The 21,024-nt window shown below is 59.4% G+C and carries 14 protein-coding genes and 3 pseudogenes; 10 read left to right on the forward strand and 7 right to left on the reverse strand.

Annotated elements, in window-relative coordinates:
- Positions 1 to 39: 39 nt before the first annotated feature.
- Genes AB433_RS13345 through AB433_RS13355 form a run of 3 tightly spaced genes read left to right on the forward strand, consistent with a single transcriptional unit; the run spans position 40 to position 6,060 of the window.
- Positions 40 to 2,430, forward strand: a complete 2,391-nt coding sequence (locus AB433_RS13345; protein WP_047821650.1) for a TonB-dependent receptor — start codon at positions 40 to 42, stop codon at positions 2,428 to 2,430.
- Positions 2,431 to 2,485: 55 nt separating this feature from the next.
- A complete protein-coding gene (locus AB433_RS13350) occupies positions 2,486 to 4,855 on the forward strand; it encodes a pyrroloquinoline quinone-dependent dehydrogenase (RefSeq protein ID WP_053059163.1) in 2,370 nt (789 codons plus the stop codon).
- Positions 4,852 to 6,060, forward strand: a complete 1,209-nt coding sequence (locus tag AB433_RS13355) for an aminotransferase-like domain-containing protein (RefSeq protein WP_053059164.1) — start codon at positions 4,852 to 4,854, stop codon at positions 6,058 to 6,060. The genes AB433_RS13350 and AB433_RS13355 overlap by 4 nt, the downstream gene beginning before the upstream one ends.
- A 164-nt stretch (positions 6,061 to 6,224) precedes the next feature.
- Here AB433_RS13355 and AB433_RS13360 read toward each other — a convergent pair whose 3' ends face one another.
- A complete protein-coding gene (locus tag AB433_RS13360) occupies positions 6,225 to 9,158 on the reverse strand; it encodes a TonB-dependent receptor (protein WP_218916950.1) in 2,934 nt (977 codons plus the stop codon).
- A 436-nt stretch (positions 9,159 to 9,594) separates the two neighbouring features.
- Between AB433_RS13360 and AB433_RS21320 the strand changes: the two are divergent.
- Positions 9,595 to 9,696 (forward strand): annotated as a pseudogene (locus AB433_RS21320) (IS6 family transposase); the annotation flags it as partial.
- 297 nt (positions 9,697 to 9,993) lie between these two features.
- The gene (locus AB433_RS21325) at positions 9,994 to 10,362 is read left to right on the forward strand and encodes a cupin domain-containing protein (protein WP_047821654.1); all 369 of its coding nucleotides are present in this window, start codon (positions 9,994 to 9,996) and stop codon (positions 10,360 to 10,362) included.
- A 17-nt stretch (positions 10,363 to 10,379) separates the two neighbouring features.
- On the opposite strand, the pseudogene AB433_RS21815 reads toward AB433_RS21325, so the two are convergent.
- Positions 10,380 to 10,693: pseudogene (locus AB433_RS21815) on the reverse strand (DDE-type integrase/transposase/recombinase); the annotation flags it as partial.
- A 96-nt stretch (positions 10,694 to 10,789) separates the two neighbouring features.
- Positions 10,790 to 11,707 carry a LysR family transcriptional regulator gene (locus tag AB433_RS13375; RefSeq protein ID WP_047821656.1) on the reverse strand — a complete coding sequence of 306 codons (918 nt, stop codon included), beginning with the start codon at positions 11,705 to 11,707 and terminating at the stop codon, positions 10,790 to 10,792.
- A 190-nt stretch (positions 11,708 to 11,897) separates the two neighbouring features.
- Here AB433_RS13375 and AB433_RS13380 point away from each other — a divergent pair, with 190 nt between their 5' ends.
- Positions 11,898 to 12,938, forward strand: coding sequence for an alpha/beta hydrolase family protein (locus tag AB433_RS13380; RefSeq protein WP_156170821.1), 1,041 nt, complete (start codon positions 11,898 to 11,900; stop codon positions 12,936 to 12,938).
- A 179-nt stretch (positions 12,939 to 13,117) separates the two neighbouring features.
- On the opposite strand, the pseudogene AB433_RS21820 reads toward AB433_RS13380, so the two are convergent.
- The 3 genes and pseudogenes from AB433_RS21820 to AB433_RS13390 form a co-directional block, all read right to left on the reverse strand.
- Positions 13,118 to 13,249, reverse strand: a pseudogene (locus AB433_RS21820) (IS6 family transposase); the annotation flags it as partial.
- Between the two features lie 14 nt (positions 13,250 to 13,263).
- Positions 13,264 to 15,135 carry an ABC-F family ATP-binding cassette domain-containing protein gene (locus tag AB433_RS13385; protein WP_047821660.1) on the reverse strand — a complete coding sequence of 624 codons (1,872 nt, stop codon included), beginning with the start codon at positions 15,133 to 15,135 and terminating at the stop codon, positions 13,264 to 13,266.
- A gap of 57 nt (positions 15,136 to 15,192) precedes the next feature.
- Positions 15,193 to 15,528 (reverse strand): hypothetical protein, encoded by a 336-nt coding sequence (locus AB433_RS13390; RefSeq protein WP_047821663.1) that lies wholly within the window; start codon positions 15,526 to 15,528, stop codon positions 15,193 to 15,195.
- A gap of 488 nt (positions 15,529 to 16,016) precedes the next feature.
- On the opposite strand from AB433_RS13390, the gene AB433_RS13395 reads away from it, so the two are divergent.
- The 4 genes from AB433_RS13395 (at position 16,017) to AB433_RS19575 (ending at position 19,945) form a co-directional block, all read left to right on the forward strand.
- Positions 16,017 to 16,682, forward strand: coding sequence for a DUF4331 family protein (locus tag AB433_RS13395; RefSeq protein ID WP_047821664.1), 666 nt, complete (start codon positions 16,017 to 16,019; stop codon positions 16,680 to 16,682).
- On the forward strand, positions 16,682 to 17,407 hold the full coding sequence (locus AB433_RS13400) for a DUF4331 family protein (RefSeq protein WP_047821666.1): 726 nt from the start codon (positions 16,682 to 16,684) through the stop codon (positions 17,405 to 17,407). Before AB433_RS13395 ends, AB433_RS13400 begins: the two co-directional genes overlap by 1 nt.
- Before the next feature lie 308 nt (positions 17,408 to 17,715).
- Positions 17,716 to 18,849 (forward strand): tetratricopeptide repeat protein, encoded by a 1,134-nt coding sequence (locus AB433_RS13405; protein WP_053059167.1) that lies wholly within the window; start codon positions 17,716 to 17,718, stop codon positions 18,847 to 18,849.
- Complete coding sequence (locus AB433_RS19575; protein WP_053059168.1) at positions 18,842 to 19,945, forward strand: HupE/UreJ family protein; 1,104 nt, start codon at positions 18,842 to 18,844, stop codon at positions 19,943 to 19,945. Before AB433_RS13405 ends, AB433_RS19575 begins: the two co-directional genes overlap by 8 nt.
- 223 nt (positions 19,946 to 20,168) lie before the next feature.
- Here AB433_RS19575 and AB433_RS13415 read toward each other — a convergent pair whose 3' ends face one another.
- On the reverse strand, positions 20,169 to 20,939 hold the full coding sequence (locus AB433_RS13415; protein ID WP_047821668.1) for a glutathione binding-like protein: 771 nt from the start codon (positions 20,937 to 20,939) through the stop codon (positions 20,169 to 20,171).
- Positions 20,940 to 21,024 lie beyond the last annotated feature (85 nt).

The following is a 21,024-nucleotide window of genomic DNA, read 5'->3' on the forward strand; positions in this document are numbered from 1 at the left end:
AAACAACGAATAAGGGCGCCCGACAGAGAGGATGGGGAAATGGGTAACAAGCATATTCTGCTGAGCGGCGTCGTCGCACTCAACGCATTCGCAATGCCATCATTCGCACAGCAAACCGCCAGCTCGCAACAGGAGGTTGGGCAAGACGGGATCGGCGATATCATCGTTACAGCGCGCCGGCGCGAGGAGGCTGTGCAGGACATTCCGCTCGCCGTACAAGCCTTTTCGGGCGAGGATCTGCAGGAAAAGCGGATCCAGAACGCTGTCGACCTGTCGAAAATCGTGCCCGCCCTCACCTCGGCACAGAGCAGCCGCGATGAAGAGAATTATGTAATTCGCGGGCAATCCGGATCGGGCGCATCCATTTCTGGCCAACAGGTGACTGTACCTGCCTATTTCGCAGAGGTTCCCCTGCCGATCGGTGACGGTGGCGGGCCAGGATATTATTACGACCTGCAGAATGTTCAGGTGCTTAAGGGGCCGCAAGGCACATTGTTCGGTCGCAATTCGACGGGCGGTGCGGTTTTATTCGAACCGCAGCGGCCCAAAATGGAGTTCGGCGGCTACGTAATCGCAGAGTACGGCAATTACGATAACCGGGGGCTCGAAGGGGCGCTGAACTTGCCACTGGGCAGTACGCTTGCTCTACGCGTAGCGGGCAAGATATTGAAGCGAGACGGTTTTACCTTCAATGTGACCAACGACGAATATCAGGACGACCGCAATTTTGCGAGTGGCCGTCTCGCGCTGCTTTGGGAGCCGTCGACGGCTTTTAGCAACGTGCTCGTCGCAGATGTCTTTCGATCGAATACCAACGGCAGTTCCAACATATTGGCGGCGGTCAATCCCAATGCCCTGATACCGTTCCTGTTTGGCGGTGTCGTCCAAGCTGCGCTTGAACAACAAGAAGAGGCAGGGCCGCGGAAGACCTTCAGCAACGTGAATGGGGTGGATCGCAAACGGGCCTTCGGTGTCTCCAACGTGACTACGTTTGATGTTTCCGACAACCTGACGATCAAGAATGTCTTCGGCTACCGCCGGTTTCGGCAGTTGAATCGTTTCGACTATGACGGATCGGCGCTGACGATCCTGCACTTCGATGCCTGCGAAACCGAGGCAAGCTGCAATCCGCGCGATCCGGATTCACCGTGGACGCTGAATATACGGCAGATCTCGGAAGAGCTACAGCTTCAAGGTCAGGCGCTTGACAATCGGCTGAAGTATATCGTTGGCGTGTTCGGGGCCAATTTGAAGACCCCATCGGCCAATTACAACCATACTTCGTCCGTATTCGGATCGGTAACCGATGCGAACCAATATGTGGACGACATATCGCGCGCAGTCTTCGCCAACGTCAGCTATGCGTTCGGTGGTGGCCTGGAAGGCCTGACTGCAACCGCCGGCTATCGCTGGACCCATGATCGCCGATCGCTGACACTTTACCAGGTGACAAGCGGCAAATGCGTTACGGGCGAAACCGGCACCGTGGTGGATGACCCCGCGCAAGCAGACGACTGCCGCGCGGATTTCACCGCCAAGGCGAACAGCGATGCCTATACCGTTGGTCTGGACTACAAGATCACCCCCGAAACGATGGTCTATGTCGCGCATCGGCAAAGCTATCGCGCAGGCGGCACCAACCCGCTTGCCGCACCCGTGCTGGTGGCCGACCCGCCGATCCCTGATGCCTTGTCGCTGTTTTCCTATCAGCCGGAGGTTCTTCGCGATCTGGAAATCGGTCTGAAATCGGATTTCCAGATCGGTACATGGTCGATGCGGACAAACCTGGCCGCTTATTACCAATGGTTGAAGGACGCACAGATCAACCAGACGTTCGGAGTCGGCACGGCAAATGTCAGCGCGTTGGTCAATGCCGCGTCGGCAAAGATCAAGGGGTTCGAAACGGACGTTACGATCGAGCCGTCCAAAGCCTTCAATCTGATGGTTTCCTACGCCTATACCGATGCGAAATACGGCGATTTTCTGGATTATTCGCGGCGAGATCCGGAAACCAACGCGCCCACGCTGCAGGGTGGACGAATCTTTCCGTTCACACCGAAGCATAAGCTTAACGTCGGGGCGACGTTGACGCTGCCTCTTGATGAGAGTGTCGGGCGCGTGCAGGCGTCCATGAACTGGGCCCACAAGAGCTCAATCATTCTGGGTCTCGTTCCGTTTGTGACATTGCCCAGCGGCGAGAATGTTTTCGACGGCGAGAGCAGGCAGGGTCCGACCGATACGATCGACGCGCGGATTGACTGGAAATCGGTTTCAGGAAGCCCGCTCGATCTCGCTCTTTACGTCACCAATCTGACCGACACGACCTACAAAGTCGGCGGGGCGTCGCTGATCAATTCCAGCCTTGGCATCAACCAGCGCATTTACAACGAACCGCGCATGTACGGCGCAAGCCTGCGGTATTCATTCTGATCGCCCGAACGTGGCGGTCACGGCCGCCACGTTCGGGCAAAAACCCGGAGCATAGATGCCTCGCGTTCTGCATCGTTTTCCCAGCCTGCTTGCTGCGCTCGCGCTCACGATCATCTCTCTGACCCTGATCGTGTTCGGGGCGCAACTGGCCTGGTTGAAAGGCTCTCCATACTATCTGCTTTCGGGACTGAGCCTTGCGGTCTGCGCTTGGCTCTTCGGAAAACGGGACCGCCGCGGATACTGGCTTTACCTCTTTACGGTTCTTGCAACGATCGTCTGGGCTTTTTGGGAAATCGGGGCAGACAAGTGGGGCCTAATGGCGCGGTTGCTGGCGCCGCTGGTCCTGCTTGTGATTCTCACCTTACTCGCAATCTGGCTACCCCCCGCGTCTAGTGAAAGAGGGCGCATTGCAAAATGGCATCTTGTTTCCTTTGCAGTCATTCAGGTCGCGGCGCTTGCCGCATCATGGTGGGCATTAAGCGATCGGTTTTCGCCTTCAGGCCCCGCGACGACATCGGTGGCGAGCGCGGATGTCAGGGATTGGCCATCCTATGGCGGCGATTGGCAATCGGATCGCTATTCACCCCTTGATCAGATTACGCCCGATAACGCTGGCTTGGTGGAAACCGCGTGGTCCGTTCGTCTGGGCGGCCTCGACGATCTTGGAAATAACAGCCGGTTCACTGCTACGCCTATCGCGATTGATGACACGCTCTATCTTTGCGACCCCTTGAATCGCCTCATCGCGTTGGATGCAACGACTGGGTCGGAAAAATGGCGGCACGATCCCAAGGTCGATTCGACCAAGGCATTTTCGATCGTGTGTCGCGGTGTCTCTTACCATCAGAGTGAAAGAGCTGGCGAATGTGCGGCGCGCATTCTCGAAGGGACGCTGGACGCGCGGCTAATTGCCGTCGATGCCGCCACGGGGCGCCCGTGCAGCCGTTTCGGCACATCCGGTGCAGTCAACTTGGTCGAGGGGGTGGCTCGCGAATTTGACGGGTATTACTATGTCACGTCGCCCCCAGCCATCATCGACGACATCGCGGTCGTCGGTGGATATGTGATCGACAATCAACGACTGGATCCTGCGCGTAGTGTCATTCGCGGCTACGATGCAGTGACTGGCGAACTGCGCTGGACATGGGATGCCGGGCGCGCCGATAGTTCGCTGCACGGACAGCTTTTTTCGTCGGGCAACCCGAATGCGTGGGCCGTGTTCTCGGCCGATCCTGAACGCGACCTCGTCTTCATTCCGACCGGCAACAGTTCGCCCGACTTCTTCGGCGGGCTACGGTCTCAGGCGGCGGACCGATATGGTACATCGATTGTGGCGCTGGAGTCGCACAGCGGGAAGGTCGTCTGGTCGTTTCAGGCCGTTCACCACGATCTTTGGGACTATGACATGCCCGCGCAACCGGCGCTGATCGACTTTCCCGTCGACGGCAAAATGGTGCCCGCTGTGGCTGCCGCAACCAAGACCGGTCAGATTTTTGTTCTCGATCGACAAACCGGCAAGCCGCTTGCGCCCGTAGAAGAGCGACCCGTTCCGGCATCCGGGATTGCGGGCGAGCGCGCTTCGCCAACGCAGCCATATTCGGTGGGAATGCCCTCGTTCCATGCGAAACCGGTCAACGAGAAATCGCTATGGGGTGCGACACCGATCGATCAGATGCTTTGCCGTCTGAGGTTCCGGCAACTGAAGTACGATGGTGATTTCACCCCCCCTTCGACAGATCCTTTCTTGATGTCGCCCGGCACGTTTGGCGCGATCAACTGGGGCGGGGTCTCGGTTGATCGCAGTCGGGGTCTGATGATCGTCAACAATTCCGACATGCCTTTCGTTGGGCAGCTGGTGCCGCGCGACAGGGCGGATGCATTGGGGGCGAGGCCATTCGATGCCCGGACGATGAGCAGAAGTCAGACGGTCGGCAAGACCATGCCTCCCCCCATGGCGATGGCAGGCACGCCGTTCGGACTTTACCTGAAGCCGTTCCTCTCTCCGATCTATTTTCCGTGCACCGCCCCGCCATGGGGCAGGATATCGGCCATCGACCTTGCAACGCGTGAATTGGCATGGACCCGTCCTTTCGGCACCAGCCGCGGCCTAGACCCGTTCGGCATCGATCTGCCGATGGGGCTCTTCAACCTGGGCGGGTCGGTCAGCACGGCGGGCGGAGTGACGTTTATCGGAGCGGCAACCGACGGCTATATGCGGGCCTTCGATACGGCCACCGGCCAAGAATTATGGCGGGCGGACTTGCCTGCCGGTGGGCAAGCAAGTCCGGTGACCTACGCGGGAAGGGATGGCAGGCAGATGGTTGCCATCGTGGCCGGCGGTCATGGCTCGCTACGCACGAAACGAGGCGACCATGTGGTCGCATTTGCCCTGCCGAAAGCAACGATTAGGGAGAATGGCCGGTGACTGACTGGGGGGCGCTCTATGCCCGGCGGATGAAGGGCGTGATGCCTTCCGACATACGCGAGAAGATGAAGCTGCTCGACCGGGCGGAAATCATCCATCTGGGCGGCGGCCTGCCCGACCCTGCGATCTTTCCCTACGAGCCTTTGTCGGACGCATCGGCGCGATTGTGGGCCGATCGCGCGCGGGCGCAAACCGCGCTGCAATACGCGCCCAGCGAGGGATACCTGCCGCTGCGGGAATGGATTGCGGGCTACATGACCCGGCAGGGCACGGCTTGCGAAGCCGACAACGTGATTATCACCAATGGATCGCAGCAGGGCCTCGATTTTCTGGCAAAACTGCTGCTGTCGCCGGGCGACAAGGCACTGGTCGAAATTCCCAGTTTCATCGGCGCGTTGCGTGCGTTCGATGCCTACGAACCGCAATATCTGGGCCTTCCCGAAGACAGCGCCGACTGGAACCCTACGGATTTGGCGGGGGCCAAGTTCTGCTATGTCGGGCCGGATTTCCGCAATCCAACCGGCACCTGCATGTCGCGCAAGGATCGGCTCGCCCTGCTCGATCTTGCCGACGATACCGGCATGGCGATCATTGAAGACGGATGCTACGAACAGCTTCGCTACGAAGGCGAGGACATCGCCTCGGTCGCGGCGCTGGCCGCCGAGCGATACGGCAGCATCGAGCGATCACCGGTGCTGCATACCGGCACCTTTTCGAAGACGATCGCGCCTTCGCTTCGGGTAGGGTGGATTGCCGGTCCGCGCGACGTCATCCGGCGGTTGGTCCTGATCAAGCAAGCGAGCGATCTAGCGACGAGCGCGCTGAACCAGATGCTTCTTCTCGATGTCGTAAGAGATCACCTCGATACTTCGACCAGGATTGCCCGAAGCGTCTATCGCGACCGTTGCCGATCAATGCTCGATGCGATGGAGGAGTTCATGCCGCACGGCGTTTCGTGGACGAGGCCGCAGGGCGGCCTCTATGTCTGGGCGGAATTGCCGGACGGTATCGATGGCGCGGCGTTGGCGGCACGAGCGCTGCTGGAACGATCGGTTTCGATCATTTCGGGGTCGGCGTTCTATCCGGCCAATGCGACCAACATCGTGCCAAAGCCGAATACGTTTCGTCTAAGCTTCTCCATGATCCCCGCCGCCGCCGCGCGCGAAGGGATCGAACGCCTTGGCGGCCTGATCCGCGAAGGATAATGACCCACAAACCCCCCCGACCCCGGCACGGAACCAAGGCGACGACCGTCGATGAAGGCAATCGATAAACTGGCAAGTTCGCAGGCCCAGATCGGAGAACCGCCAGGACACGGTCGCCATCCCGCACCGAACGCGGGATGGCGACCTGTGCCTGCCAGCGCAACCTAAAGCTTCATGGTCGCGCCGAAGGTGATGCGGCGGTCGGGCATCCCCTGAAAACACACGATCGCGCTTTCGTTCACGCAGTATTGCGTGATCTTCGACTTGGTCAGGTTCACGCCTTCCACCCCGATGTTCATCCACGGCGTAAGGTCGTAATTGATGCTGCCGTTCAACTGACCGCGGGCCGCAGTCACCACGGGGAAGCCATACGTGCTGTTCAGGGTTGCGCCACCCGCAGTGTCAAGCGTGCGAAACGCATCGCGCCAAGTATAGCGCGCCCGTGCCGACAGGCCGAACTTTTCGTAATAGAGCGTCACGTTATAGGCATGCTTGGAAAAATCGAGCAGGCCCTGAACCGCCGTAACCGGTACCGAGATTCCCGGACTTGCCGCCGCAAAGATGTCCGAACCGCGCGTAGAGGAACTGTTGGTTGCCTCTCCACCGCCGAACTTCTGATACGTGTAATTGGCCAGAACGCCAAAGCCCGACGCAAACCCGAGAACGTCCTCGAACTGCGAAAGATCGTACTGGAAAGCGACTTCGATGCCGGTCTGCGTGGTGCTTCCCGTATCGTTGATGATCGTCTGGATCGGAACGCAAAGGCCGTTTCCGACAGTGGGCGACAACACGTTGCGATCAGGCAGCGGGTTGTAGATACCCCCGCCCTCGCAAGGCGGCGTGATGTCGCGGTAGCCGTTCTCGTCGACCTCGACATCCTCGACTTGCGTTACGAACAGATTGGTGCGCTTTTTATGGAAAACACCCACGCTGAGGAGGGAGGCCGGTGCGAAGTACCATGAAAGCGAGGCATCGTAGGACGATACATTCTCGGGGGCGAGATTGGGGTTGCCGATCGACACCGCATTGTTGGGCCCGGTCGGGAAATTAACCGACAGCGACAGATCATCGAATTTGGGTCGGTTGATGTCTTCCCCATAGCTGGCGCGAAAGACCAGATCGTTCGTCAGGTCCGCCGCCACGTTGACCCGGGGTAGCCACGCTTCATACCCTCCCCCAGCCGTGATTGGGGTAACGACACCGCCAGCGACATTGTTGCCGAAGGACGAAATCTTCGTGGAAACCCAGCGTACGCCGGCATTGCCGCGAAACGGGCCCGTTTCAAAGTTTAGCTGACCGTAAACCGAATGGGTTGCTTCCTTGATCCTGAAAAAGCCCGAAGGATCTGCCACGGGATCGCCGATCGATCCGGCCGTCGTGGCCAGCGCGTCACGCAAAATCGCAAGCGTACCTTCCGGGTCGGAAAACGACCTGTTGGGATCGATGATCAGAAAATCGCGGAAGGCCAGATCGCGATTGTCGAAATCGCCGAAATTGTCCGGCCCGGCCACCAGAAGCTCTTCAAAAAGAGCGCCGTTGGGGCTTTCCGCGATGATGCCGGTGTCGAAAATGGACCGGATCAGATCGAAACGGTTGGAGGTGTCGTTGTAACGATACCCGACATCGAACGAAGTGAAAAACGGCGTCAGCCCATCCAGGTCGAGCGAACCGTCGAGACGGAAGGCGTCTTCGCGGTTTTTGGTCCTGTTGTCGCCGATGGCAATCGCGTCGAGAACGTAGTTGTTCGCATCGAGAAGCTGCGCGACGGTCGGCGCATAGGGCGAATCGAAGTCGATCCCGAACGCCAGCGTTCCGCCCCGAAGGTCATAGCGGAAGGGGACGCTGTTATCGTTGCTTGTGCCGTCCAGCGGGGTCAGCGGATTGGGATTGATGAAATTGATCGCAGTGCTCAAGTTGGGATTGCGCGAGCCCGAACGCGATGTAGACGCTTCGACCCGCCCACGAAAACGTCCCGTTTCAAATTCCGTACCAAGCCTGTAGATACGGCTCTTGGTTATACGGGCGCCAGTATCGCTTGAGATGCGAAAGTTCGGATCGTCGTCGTCAACGTCGAGATTGGGTTGGTATGTCCCCACCAGCGCGGCCTGGATCGAGCCGAGATCGACACCGTCAAGCGATCCGAAATCGATCGTCTCGAACTCGTCAGGAACATTGTTGCGAAGGACCGAAGTTAAACCGGACGAGCTGACCCTCGAACTGTCCTGCGTGCGTTGCTGATCGTTTACGATCGCATCGAAATACAGCTTGATGTTGTCCGCCGGTTTCCATTCGAGCGAACCCGCGAAGTTCGTTGTCTCGTACTCGAAATTCTCAAGCACCTGATTGACGAAGCCAACGCCAAGAAACGGAAAATCGGGACCGGGTTGGCCATCGGCCGTGACCGAGCTCCCTGCCGGGACCAGGCTATCTCGATCAACGCGCGGCCGGAACGACGTCGCTTCCTGCTCGGCATAGCTTCCCGAGAAGACTATGCCAATTTCACCGATACTGGTTGACCAATTATCGCCAAAACTTGCCGATAGACGAGGCTTCACATTGCCTGACAATTCACTGTACTCGCCTTGAACGCGAGCGCTGACGATACGCTCGCGGAGGTCGAGCGGGCGAATGGTGCGCAGGTTTACGGTACCGCCGACCGACCCCTCGATAGTCTTCGCCTCGGGCGCCTTGATAACTTCGACCGATGCGATGATGGCCGCGTTGATGTCCTCAAAGCTGATTCCGCCACGCCCCGTCCCCGAACCAACGGTGGATACGCCGTTTATCTCGATACGGTTATCGTTGGTGCCGCGGATCTGAACCCCGGTTCCAACGCCCGCGCTGCGCGTGATCTGAATTCCCGTTACGTTTTCAAGAACTTCGGCCAGGTTCTGATCGGGCAGTTTGCCGATATCTTCCGCTTCGATGACTTCGACGAGGCTGTCGGCGTTGCGCTGCCGATTAAGCGCGCTTTGTAACGATTCACGAATGCCGGTGACAACGATTGGCTCGCCCGCCTCGGGATCGATATCTCCCTCTGATGCCTGGGCCTGAACGACCGCAGGCAGCGCAATCGCCGCCAATGCAGTCCCCGTCATCAATGCCTTGCAGACGCGCGCTAAGCCTTCACCCCGATATGTCATCACAAAACACCTCACCCTCTTTTAGTTGTCGCTTTCGCTCTAAGGTCGGCGTGTATTTTAGTAATGCCAATTGAGTCAACCAATTTGGGGCCTATTGGCCAGATTCATTCAAAATGATTGGTAGGACCAATTATTTTGAATGAATTGTCAGTGATTTGAAATGCGTCGTGCCCGCAGAACAGGGATGCTGGCGAAGTTGTGGGGCATCGTTTCTCCTCAAGGGCATGCACCGATCGGAGCTTGGACGATCCTTTGCCACAATCACGTAGTCGACCGACAATTCCGCGCCGCCAACTTAGCTCCGAACAGCGGTCCGATCGGTGACCTGAGTACAGTCAATCTATCGCTAAACGGTCTCCACCTGATCGCATCGCCGTTTAGTGAAACCGACATGGAACACATTTCATTCAAACGTCATCGCTTTCCAGCGGACGTCATCCGGCTCGGTGCCTGGCTCTATTATCGCTTCACTCTGAGCCTGCGCGACGTCGAGAGCGGAAAATGCAGCGCTTCAAGTCTTGAGGTCAGGCTCAACACTTCGTCTCTACCCGCTCAGCAATCTACAACACGCTCAACACCAGCGCCCCATGATCTCCCGAAACACCATGCGATTTTTCGGAGACCGCGCACTTGCGGAATGGATCGCTGCGTCCGCCGCCGCGGCATAAGATCTCAAGCTCGAGGCTTCACTCACTCACAGGCAGTGAACGTGACAATGCCACATCGCCGTATTAGGCAGTGGTGCGTGTCAGGCATATCGTTCGATAAAGGGTGGTTGTTGGAAGTTGTAATGTCTCAAGCTATCAATATCGCAAAAGCGCAGGAGGCGATTGAAGATCTCTGGTCGCCCAAGGTCCTGGGCCGCGTCAACGATCAGTACGTGAAGGCAGCGAGAGTCCAGGGCAGCCTGACCTGGCACAAACATGACAACGAAGACGAGCTGTTCCTTGTCACGAAGGGGCGACTGAAGATTGAGATCGAGGGGCAGGACACTGTTTGTCTGGGCCCAGGCGAATTTTTCGTGGTGCCTAAGGGCGTTATGCATAATCCCATCGCAGACGATGAGTGTTGGATAGTGCTCATCGAGACAGTGAGCACTAAGCATACTGGCGATGTCGTCATAGATCGGACTCGATCCATCGACGAGCAGTTGGCCTAGCTCACGGTGCAATCGTTTAACACAGCAGATTGGTCCCGCCTCTTCATAAGGTAGGGCTCGAGAACTTCATCCTCGTGGTCGATGGCCCGCCATAGATAGACCATCGCGCCGTTCATCTTCACGAACATCTCGTCAAGGTTCCGGCGCGCCAGTGTCGAAACCAACGCATGTGGTTGACACGGCGCCCTGGGATTTCAGCCGCGAACATCGGACCGAAGCGGTTGCACCACAAACGCACCGTCTCGTGGCACAAATCATAGCCGCGTTCGAAGAGCAGGTCCTGGGCGTTCCATAGCGACAGAGGATACCGCACGTACAACATCACCACCATGCGAATGATGTCGGGAAATGAGTGAATATTGCGGGAGGGGCTGACTGGTTTGCGAGGTCGAGGAATGGCGCTCGCCTCGCCCGACCTGATCACATTTCAATCAGGTGCGTTTGCTTTGCCAATGCCCAGAGGATCTCTCACCCCGCGCCCTTCTAGGCGCGGCGCCAAGCCAAGTATGGCGCCGCGAAGATGATCACACAGAAGGCGGACGCGCTTTGTTCGCCGCGTATCTTCATGGGTCAGCAGCCAAATGTCGCCGTGGTGCGACACCGGACCTCCTGGAACGCGGGTAAGGAGAGGGTCGGCATCACCGAGAAAGCAAGGGGCGATCGTTATTCCCATGCCGGCCCGTGCAGCTTCGAATTGGGATCGCGTTTCCGTAAAGCGGACCGGGGTCTGCGACACGTTGATTCCACCGGATGGTTGCCAGCTCGTGGGGGCTGGCGCGTCATGCCAAAGCAACCATGCTGCCGGGGTAGTGTGGCCCTGCAAAAACAGGCGGTGACAATAATAAGCGCTGTAGAATCCGCATAAACGTGAGCCGTAGAGCGTTTCTGGCAGCGCGTCCTCGCTGACCACCACACGCAAAGCGACGTCCGCCTCCCTGTTCCCTAGATTGGCCAGCTCTAACGAGGCGATGACCTCCAGTGCTATGTCGGGAAAAGCGGCTTTGAACATTGCAAGCGAAGGCATCAGAAGGTCGGTAGCAAAAGAGGCGGGGAGTGTTAGCCGCACTACACCCGAGACTTTCTGATCGTGTCCGAATGCCTTCGCTTCAATCCGGGAAGCGGCTGATTCCATCATCCGCGCTTGCTCAACGATTTCAGCGCCAGCTTCCGTCAGTCGGTAGCCAGAGGGCATCTTATCGAAAAGCGTTGAGCCGAGGCGTTCTTCGAGTCGGGCAACCCCGCGAATGACGGTTGCATGGTTGACGGATAACGCATTCGCAGCCGCTCGCACCGTTCCGCCCTCGGCAACGGCAAGAAACATACGAATCTCGGCCCAATGATCCATGGTGCGTTTTCCCACAATCGGTGTGCGCGTTTGTTGAGTTCCAAAAGCGGTCGAAGCCTCGGTAATATCAGCAAGCTCTTTCTGGTGAAGAATTTTACGCCAGTGCGGCCGCTTCGGACATGGCCGGGATTTAAAGGATCAGGATTCCATGCGTTTACTCTCTCACGCGGCGCTGTTCGTTGGCCTCACAGTGGCACCGGTGATGGCGTCGGCTCAGTCGCTTTCCGATCTGGCCGGTTCGGACAAACCGCTTGTGCTCCAGAAACAGGGCAGCGTGTTCGTCGGGGGGAGGACCATCAAGACCGAGGATGCCGGGTGGGGCAATATGGAGCCCGTATTCGGCGAATCTTTCGAGGCTGGGAATGTCCTCGTCGATCAGATGTACGTGCAATTCCAAGTGCCCGTCGGCGCGACGCACACGCCGATCGTGTTCATGCACGGTGGCCTGTTATCGTCAAAGCAATGGGAAACCACGCCGGACGGACGAATGGGATGGTTCGAGCATTTCACCCGGCAGGGCTTTCCAACCTACATGGCCGAGCAGTCCGGGCGTGCAAGGTCGGGATTTAACGGCTCCATCTTCAACCAGGTCAGCCGTGGCAAGGTGCCACCGTCAAAGCAGCCGCGGGTCTATCTGGGCACATCCGACATGGCGTGGAAGATGTTCCGCTTCGGACCAGAGGAGGGCGAAGCCTATCCGGGGCAACAATTTCCGCTCGAGCACGTACAGGAATTATACAAGCAGATAATACCGGACATGTTCGAGACTCAGGTCCCGAGCTTGCTCAACGAGCTGGGTTCGCCGACGACAAACAACCCGACTGTCGAAAATGTCGCCGAACTGGCTAGCAAGCTCGACGGCGCGATTCTTGTCGGCCACTCGCAATCGGCGGGATTTCCCACGCAGGCCGTCCTTAAGGAGAAGGGCGGCATCAAAGGCCTCATCCAGCTTGAGACCGGCTGTTTTTCCAACCTCACCCCGCAGCAGGTAGAGCTGCTCGCAAAAATTCCGATCCTGTTCATGGTCGGCGACTATCTTGGCCAGAACCCCAGCGCGAGCTGCGACAAGGAAATCGAGCAGATCAAGGCGGCTGGAGGTGACATAACCTTCGTCTCGCTTCCGGAAGCCGGTCTCCACGGCAACACGCACATGTTCATGCAGGACAAGAACAACATCGAGGTGGCAAATCTCATCATCAAATGGATCGATGAGCACGTAGAAAGCCGCTGATTCTCGCGATGGGGACAGGTTAGGGCGGTGCTGTCAGACCAAAAGCACTTGAAGGCAAATGAGCGTCGTTTGGCCATGTGGCAACTTCTTGGATTGGCGCGAAGCTGCAATTCTGATCTTGGTGTCGACAGGTCATCGAGGCGCAAATCGGGTCGGGCCTATTTGCTTTGACAGTACCTCTCGGCGCGATTGTTAAGCCACCGTCCCATCTCACGACGGTCCGGAATGCCGAGTTCCTTCATCGCAGCCGGGTAGGATTTGCGGCCGTCGGTGACGATTGTCTTTACCTTGCCAGGGCGCATCAGCGCCTTCGCCGATCACAAGTCTACGCGGGTTCCAACATTTCCAGCTGTTCACCCAGTGCCAGCCATTCCGCTTCGGCCCTTGCCAGTTGATCGCTGACCTCTGCTCGTCGGGCAAGCAGGTCGCTCATCGAAGTATTGACCAGACTGGCCGGCGCCTTTGCCGGTTCATACATCGCCTGATCGATTTCGTTCAGACTGTCCTGCAGGCGGTTCATGGCCTTTTCTGCCGCGGCCAATTCTAACTTGAGGAAACGAACCTTGGCGCGAGTCTTGGTAGAGTCGGTCGTAGCCGCCTTTGCCGAACCTGACTTAGTCTCTTTCTTCGGCTTGCTCCGACCCAGCACGAAGTCGATGTAATCGTCCATGCTGCCAGTATATTCGCGCGCGGTCCCCCCATCGACCAGCACCAGCCGGTCCGCCGTCAGTTCCACCATGTGCCGGTCGTGGCTGATCAGGATCACGGCGCCCGAATAGTCGTTCAGCGCCTGAACCAGCGCTTCGCGTGCATCGACGTCAAGGTGGTTGGTAGGTTCATCAAGGATCAGCAGGTGCGGTGCATCGCGGGTGATGAGCGCAAGGGCGAGCCGGGCGCGTTCCCCGCCCGAAAGCTTTTCGACCTGCGTCGTGGCGCGCGGGCCGGAAAATCCGAAGCGTCCAAGCTGCGCTCGCACCGCTGCGGGTGTCTTGCCTTCCATCGCGCGGCTCATCAGTTCGACCGGCGTTGCCTCGCTTGCCAGCTCCTCCACCTGGTATTGGGTGAAATAACCCACTTTCAGCTTGCCCGGCGCTGCCATGCCGCCTTCGACGGGTAGGAGTTGCGCCGACAACAGCCGGGCCAGCGTGGTCTTGCCGTTGCCGTTGCGGCCCAGCAGCGCGATCCTGTCATCCGCATCGATCCGCATGTTCAACCGGCGCAGAATGGGCGGCGCATCGCCATAGGCCACCGCCGCCCCGTCGAGCGAGATCATCGGTGAGCGCAGTTCCCCCGGCGATGGAAACTCGAAGCTGAGCGAGGGATCTTCCATCAGCGCGACGATCGGCTGCATCTTGGCCAGCATCTTGGCACGGGCTTGAGCTTGCTTGGCGGTAGAGGCGCGCGCGCTGTTCCGAGCCACATAGTCCTGCAGGCGTGCCCGCTGGGCATCTTGCGCTGCCTTGGCCGACGCCAGTTGCGCGGCCCGTTCGGCACGCTGCTTCTCGAAGGCGTCATAGCCGCCGGCATAGAGCGTGAGCTGACCGCCTTGCAGATGCAGAATGTGGTCGACGACGTTGTTGAGCAGATCGCGCTCGTGACTGATGACGAGCAGCGTTGCGGGATAGGACTTCAGGAAATTTTCAAGCCACAGCGTTGCCTCGAGGTCGAGATGGTTCGAAGGCTCGTCGAGCAGCAGAATGTCGGGCTCGGAAAAAAGCAGCGCACCCAGTGCCACCCGCATTTTCCAGCCGCCCGAGAAACTGGATAGCGGTCGGCGCTGCATATCCTCGTCGAAACCAAGGCCGTTCAGGATCTTGGCCGCCCGCGCGGGGGCACTATAGGCGTCGATGGCAAGCAGACGTTCGTGCACATCGCCAAGGCGATCGATGTCGGTGCAGGTTTCCGCTTCTTCCAGCAGCCGCGCGCGTTCGACATCGGCCGCCAGAACCGCTTCCTCTGGCGTGATCGAGCCATCGGGCGCTTCTTGCGCGATATAGCCGATCCGCGCCCGCGACGGTTTGCCAATCTGGCCATCGTCCGGCTCGATGTCGCCGATGACGGCTTTCATCAGAGTCGATTTGCCGGCCCCGTTACGACCGATCAGCCCGACCCGCGCGCCCTGCGGGATCGTTGCACTCGCGCGTTCGAGAATGGGCCGGCCGCCAAGCCGGACGGTGATGCCGTCGATGGTAAGCATGCGCGGCCCATAGCAGCAGTGCGCGGCGGCCCCAATGCTTGAATGGACGAATCCTGCTCAGCGCTTTTTCTTGGCGGTGGTCGCGGTGAAATCCGGGTCCTTGTTGGCCACCCAGTCGACGAACTTTCGTATGGCCGGGTTGGCCAGCAGACCCTCCACGTCCATTCCATAGCGTTGCAGCTCGGAATTGGTGAAATTGGCGATCAACGTTTGCTGGCAGATGGGGTGCATGGGCACCACGTCCTTCCCGCCCCTGCTTTTGGGGACGGGGTGATGCCAGACGATGCTCTGACCGGTCGGCCTGCCGCAAAGCCAACAAGGGGCTATGGGCTCTGCGGCGTCTTCATCTTGTGGATCTTCGTAGGGATCGTGTCTGGAATGCTTGCGAGCCATTGGTCTGCCTGAATTGCCTTAATGCGCTCTCGCCTACTCTTAACGTCTACGTTTGGCATTACCAATGTCGCGAAGTGGGGCGGAGGACGGTCAAGTTGCTTACCATTGTCGACTGTCGATTTCGCGACTTCGTATAGCACTTTGCTTTCGGATCGAGACCGGACGGGCCGGAATCGGCTCAGGCGGGCGGCATACCATTTCGGTCAGCGGCTTTGAGGCACGTGCCGAACTGCATTAATTGACCAGCTTGGGGTGGAGAGCAGTCACCGCAAATTACATGCCCCCAATATCGGCCACCCATCCAGTCAGAGGAAACGATCGACAGTAGCAAAAAAATTTTCCTGCAACTGTGCATCCGATCACACCTTCGCGCCGTAGCTGCCCTTGCGCACGCGCTATGCGCTGCGTCGCGAAGGGGTAGGAACACCGGGCAGTCCAAAGCTCTGTTGCCTCTCGCGCCCAGTCGAACGAGCCATGGGAGCAAAGCGATGCAACATTGGAAAAAAGTCACGCTAGCGGGAGGGGGACTGGCGATGGCCGCCGGGGCGGCATTGCTCGTACCCGGGCTCTCTACGCTGGCCGCCGACCACCTTGATCCGCCGGCGCGAACCGACCCCTCGGTCGATCCAACTCCGGACCGCGCGGCGGATATTGCCGATCTCTACGCATGGCATACCGATACTTCGGTGATCCTTGCGCTTACCTTCGCGGGCCCGCAGGCAACCAGCCAGCCCGGCACCTATGACCGCGACGTCCTCTACACGATCAACCTGTCCAATGCTGACCCGCGCACGACGGCGGACATTCCGATCCGGGTCCGGTTCGGTCCGGGCAATGTCGCAGGAAGTTACGGTGTGAGCATAGGTGGCATTCCCGGTGTCAGCGGTTCGCTGTCGGGTGCAGTCGAGACCAACCTGACGAAAGATGGCGTCACCGCGCGTGCGGGCCTGTTCGACGATCCGTTCTTCTTCGATCTGCAAGGGTTCAAGGACACTGCCGCGACCGGCACGCTCAGCTTTGACGCCACCCGCGATTTCTTCGCGGGTCAGAACCTGACGGGCGTCGTGATCGAAATCCCCAAGGATCGCATCGCCAACGGCGACAACCCGGTGGACGTCTGGGCGACCACCGCACGTTTCGGAGGACAGCTGTGATGACCCATTCCTGCAAAAGCGCGCTGCGCAAGGCCGCAAGGATCGCGCCGGCAACTCTCGCCGCAGTTCTTCTGACTGCCTGTGGCGGCGATGGGGACGGCAAGGACGACCCGGTCATGATGCCAAGTCCGTCCCCGTCACCTTCGCCCACCGCAACGCCGACGCCCACCGCCTATGACGTTACGGCCTGCCTTACGCAGGAAGTCGCGCCGGGGGTATCGGTGGCAGACCTTGTCGTGCCCGATACGCTGACGCTGAATCTGGCAGCGGCATCGGGTTTCCCCAACGGACGGCAATTGCCCGATCCGGTGATCGACGTGACATTGGCGGTGATCTTTTTGGACCTCAGCGTGCATGGTCCGACGACGCTGGCCGAGGTGCCGGTGAACCCGCCCGGCAACGATGTGCAGTACCAGCCTGTGTTCCCCTATCTGGCTTCGGCACAAGGCAGTCCGCCGTTGCCGACAACGGGTGCAACATCGTTCGATTTCCGCACGGATGCGCCATCGGCCTACATACGCGTGGACCGAATGGGCATGCCCGCCGTGGCAACCGCACTGATCGGATCGGACCAGAAGACGGCCTATAACGATGCCGATCCGGTGGACGATGCCAACGGCGACTTCGTGCCCGAACTGACCGAGCAATTGACCGGCCTGACGAATGCATTGGCCGACGATCTGGTCGGACTGGGACTAACCCCTTGCGCGACTCCTGCGGGATGATCGCGCCCGGTGCAGGACCGCGACCCATGGGTCCTGCGCCGCTTGCGGCCGGGGGCAGGCCGCAGGTTGGGGGCGAGTGGTGGTGCCGGGCAGGATTCCCTCGCTCGCTCTGGTTCCTTCTGCTCGCCCCCGTTGCCATGGTCCTGGCTGCGGTTGTTGTTGAAAGGTCCCTCGCTCCACAACGGGCCGAGGCACCTTTACGGGCGCAGCCAGAGCCCGCCGACCTTGCGGCAACAGCTTACGGCCCAAAGAACTATGCCGACGCTCGGGCAGAGACGGCTGACCAAGTCGCTCTGGGACGCGAACGCGTGCGTCATGCGCCCGACGAATGGCTGCGGGGGGAATCGCTTGCCGCCGCCCTGATGGCCGAATTTTCACTGAGTGGCGATTATGCGACGCTTGCCGAAGCGGGAGACGTCCTCCGAGAGGCGCGGGCCGATGCGATTGCCGGTTCGGGGCCGTGGCTTCGCGAGGCGGCCTTCGCGATGACCGTGCACGATCTCGACGCGGCACGGCTGGCGATCGACAATGCCTTGCAGTCTGCAGTCCCATTGCCTGCCGGAGATCGCGCGGAGATCATCGCGATGCGCGGCGACATGGCGCTCTATCGCGGCGACATGGACCGTGCGGCAGGGCATTACGCAGAAGCCACCCGATTGCAGGCCGGCTCCACCGCGTTTCGACAGGCGATGCTGGCCAGAATGCAGGGGCGGTTCGACGATGCCATCGCACTGTTTGGGCAAGCCGCGCGGGAAGGCTCCGGCACGCCGCTGGCACAAGCACACATCGCGTTGCAATTGGGCGCGACCGAAAGCGCCAGAGGTCGATACGACGCCGCGCGCCTTTGGTACGATGTGGCCGAACGATTGCTGCCCGGCCATCCTCTAATCGCATTGTACAGGGCGGAAGCGCAGGCCTTGGCCGGAGATATTTCCGGCGCGGCCAAGGCGATGGAAGGCGTGGCCGACCGCTACCGATGGCCCGAAGCCATGGACGCGCTCGCCATGCTCTATCGTGCACAAGGCAACCGAGAGCGAAGCAGCGCCTGGTCGGACCGGGCGAGCGAAATTTGGGAACGCCGCATGCATTTGGTACCCAGCGCGGCGCGGTTCCACATGGCGGAGCATGCGCTGGCCTTTGGTGAAGCCACGCAGGCGCTTGCCCTTGCCCAGCAGGAATTGCGTAGCCGCCCCTATGCGGAGGCGCGGATTCTTTTGGCCAATGCCCTGATGGCCAACGGCCGTCCCGAAGAAGCCGTGACACATTTGCGTCGCGCCGAAGACAGCGGCTGGCGCAGCGCGCCGATGTATGCGGCTTTGGCGCAAGCCAACGCGATGCTCGGCAAGATCGATGCGGCAGAGCAGGCTCGAAACAAGGCGGAGGCGCTCAACCCGCGCATCTTCGATGGCGAACGGATGCTGGTCTGGTTCGCGCATGGATAGGGCGTTTGCATATCTGTTGGCCTGCATATCGCTTGCTTTCTCTCCGGCGGCATTTGCCCACCTCACGCCGAACAGCGAAGTTACGCTGTCTTTCGAGAAGGGTGGCATTTCTGCGGATATCGTCGTCCCCGCGGCCGAATACAGCTTCGCCAGCGGAAACGAGGCAAGCAATGAGTCCGCCTCTCTCAGGGCTGCGCAACGCTATCTCCTCAATCGAGTGCAGGTCTATGGGCCGGATGCCAGCCGTTGGTCTGCCGAACTTAGCCAGCTTCGCTTCGCGACGGTTTCGGGCCCCGAAGACTTGCTGGCGCGGATCCGGTTCGTTGCGCCCGAGGACAGTGCAGCAGGGCCGGTCAACTTGCACTGGACCGTTGTCACCGCGGAACAACCCGACCATTTCGCGCTGGTGAATTTGCGCGAGGGCAGTGTGACCCGAACGATCGGCGCAGTCCGTCAGGCAAGCTCGACCATCGTTGTCGAACGGCAGTCCTCATCCTTATCGGCGATGGCAAATGCCGCAAGGCTGGGCGCGATACACATCATTTCTGGCTATGATCATTTGCTTTTCCTGATGGCGCTACTTCTCGTAGCGCCGTTCGTTGCCGTGGATGGTCGTTGGGCAAAACGGCGCGGCTCCCGAGAGACGGCCATCCGCTTGTTGCGGATCGTCACCGGTTTCACCGTGGGGCATTCGGTCACGCTGATCGGGGCGGGCCTGGGAAACTGGCAATTGCCTTCGGCACCGGTCGAACTTGCCATTGCCGGTTCGGTCGTCCTTACCGCGCTTCATGCCGTGCGACCGATCTTCCCCGGTCGCGAAACGTTGGTAGCGTTCTCCTTTGGCCTCATTCATGGGCTGGCATTCGCCACCCTGCTTGCTGAAGCCGATCTTCAGGTGTCACGAAATCTGGCGACTTTGGCGGGTTTCAATTTGGGCATCGAGGCAGTGCAACTGGCCATCCTGACGGTCATCGTGCCGCTCTATATTGTCAGCATGCGCCTTCCAAGATCGCCCTTGATCAGACCGGCTTTGGGGGCGGTAATAGCATTGTGCGGCGTGTACTGGATCGCTGACCGGGCGCCTCTTCTGCTCTAGCGTATTCTCGGCAATTGCGATCGCCTCGAGGTGTCAGCGATTAGGGTGGGTGAACGAACCCGCTGGGAGAGACTGGTTCTGAAGTCTGATGTTGTGACCGGGAGCGAACTGCTCTCCATGGGTGATGTCAATAACCCGAACCTCGTACGTAGGCCGCACTCCTCCAGCGTGATACCGACTTTCCAAGTATTAGGGGTCGGATAGGTATAGAATTCTATCATGACTAATAGTCCAGTGGCAGGCCGATGTGGCGCTCGTAGATAAAGTCTCTGTGCCTCAGCAGCGCTGGAGCCAATGCCGCTATTACGACTGGCGGAATCGCTTGCCATGCCTCTCGCACTCCGTCAGGCATCGGCGAAACGTCATGGCTCAATGGTGCAAGCATATTTGAGAAGCACGCCCAGTAGATATCGACCACGCTTAAACGGTCGCCGACCAGATAGGGAGAGTTTCCCGACGCCTCCAACTTGAGGGCGAGCGTGCGGAGAATGTCGGCAACACGTTCCGCTGCAACTGCGGCTGCCGTGGCGGTATAACCATAGCGCCTACAGATCGCGAGCAGCAGTGCAGGCGTGTCTGACGGAGGATCCGACATCCCGAACCGGTCACCGAGCATCAGCAATCGGCGTTCCCAACCGAGACCGTAGGGCGCACAAACTTCAGCGGATAATCCCAACGCCAGCGCCCTGTCTTCCGATTTCTGAGGAAGCAGCGAGGGCCCCTGCCCCAATCGTTCGGCGAGCATGAGGAGGTCGAGCCAGCCGCTAATCGGCGGTTCTTTGTCGAGCATTGCAATGGGCGCATTTCTATGCCCTGTCCAAGAGTGCAGCGCATCGTTGGCTCCAAATACTTCCTGCGCGACCGGCTGGTAGTCAACACCTCGCATCGCAAATATATATTTTGCCGATTCGCCCCAGGGGCCGGGAACATGTGCCGACAAAACCAGGCGCAAGCCTGTCCGTTCACGTGCCTCCGCAACGGTCAGATATTCCATTTTCGCTCCCGATTTTTGATTTGCCTCATACTTTAAGCTTGATAACTTATTCCTTCCAGCCTCTCGCACAAAATTTGAAACTAAT

Origin of the sequence: Croceicoccus naphthovorans, from assembly GCF_001028705.1 — a bacterium.
GTDB classification, from domain to species: domain Bacteria; phylum Pseudomonadota; class Alphaproteobacteria; order Sphingomonadales; family Sphingomonadaceae; genus Croceicoccus; species Croceicoccus naphthovorans.

Coding starts and splice junctions, on each gene's coding strand:
- AB433_RS13345 (WP_047821650.1), top strand. CDS start 40: ATGGGTAACAAGCATATTCTGCTGAGCGGCGTCGTCGCACTCAACGCA.
- AB433_RS13350 (WP_053059163.1), top strand. CDS start 2,486: ATGCCTCGCGTTCTGCATCGTTTTCCCAGCCTGCTTGCTGCGCTCGCG.
- AB433_RS13360 (WP_218916950.1), bottom strand. CDS start 9,158: ATGACGGGGACTGCATTGGCGGCGATTGCGCTGCCTGCGGTCGTTCAG.
- AB433_RS21325 (WP_047821654.1), top strand. CDS start 9,994: ATGTCTCAAGCTATCAATATCGCAAAAGCGCAGGAGGCGATTGAAGAT.
- AB433_RS13375 (WP_047821656.1), bottom strand. CDS start 11,707: ATGGATCATTGGGCCGAGATTCGTATGTTTCTTGCCGTTGCCGAGGGC.
- AB433_RS13385 (WP_047821660.1), bottom strand. CDS start 15,135: ATGCTTACCATCGACGGCATCACCGTCCGGCTTGGCGGCCGGCCCATT.
- AB433_RS13390 (WP_047821663.1), bottom strand. CDS start 15,528: ATGGCTCGCAAGCATTCCAGACACGATCCCTACGAAGATCCACAAGAT.
- AB433_RS13395 (WP_047821664.1), top strand. CDS start 16,017: ATGCAACATTGGAAAAAAGTCACGCTAGCGGGAGGGGGACTGGCGATG.
- AB433_RS13400 (WP_047821666.1), top strand. CDS start 16,682: ATGACCCATTCCTGCAAAAGCGCGCTGCGCAAGGCCGCAAGGATCGCG.
- AB433_RS19575 (WP_053059168.1), top strand. CDS start 18,842: ATGGATAGGGCGTTTGCATATCTGTTGGCCTGCATATCGCTTGCTTTC.
- AB433_RS13415 (WP_047821668.1), bottom strand. CDS start 20,939: ATGGAATATCTGACCGTTGCGGAGGCACGTGAACGGACAGGCTTGCGC.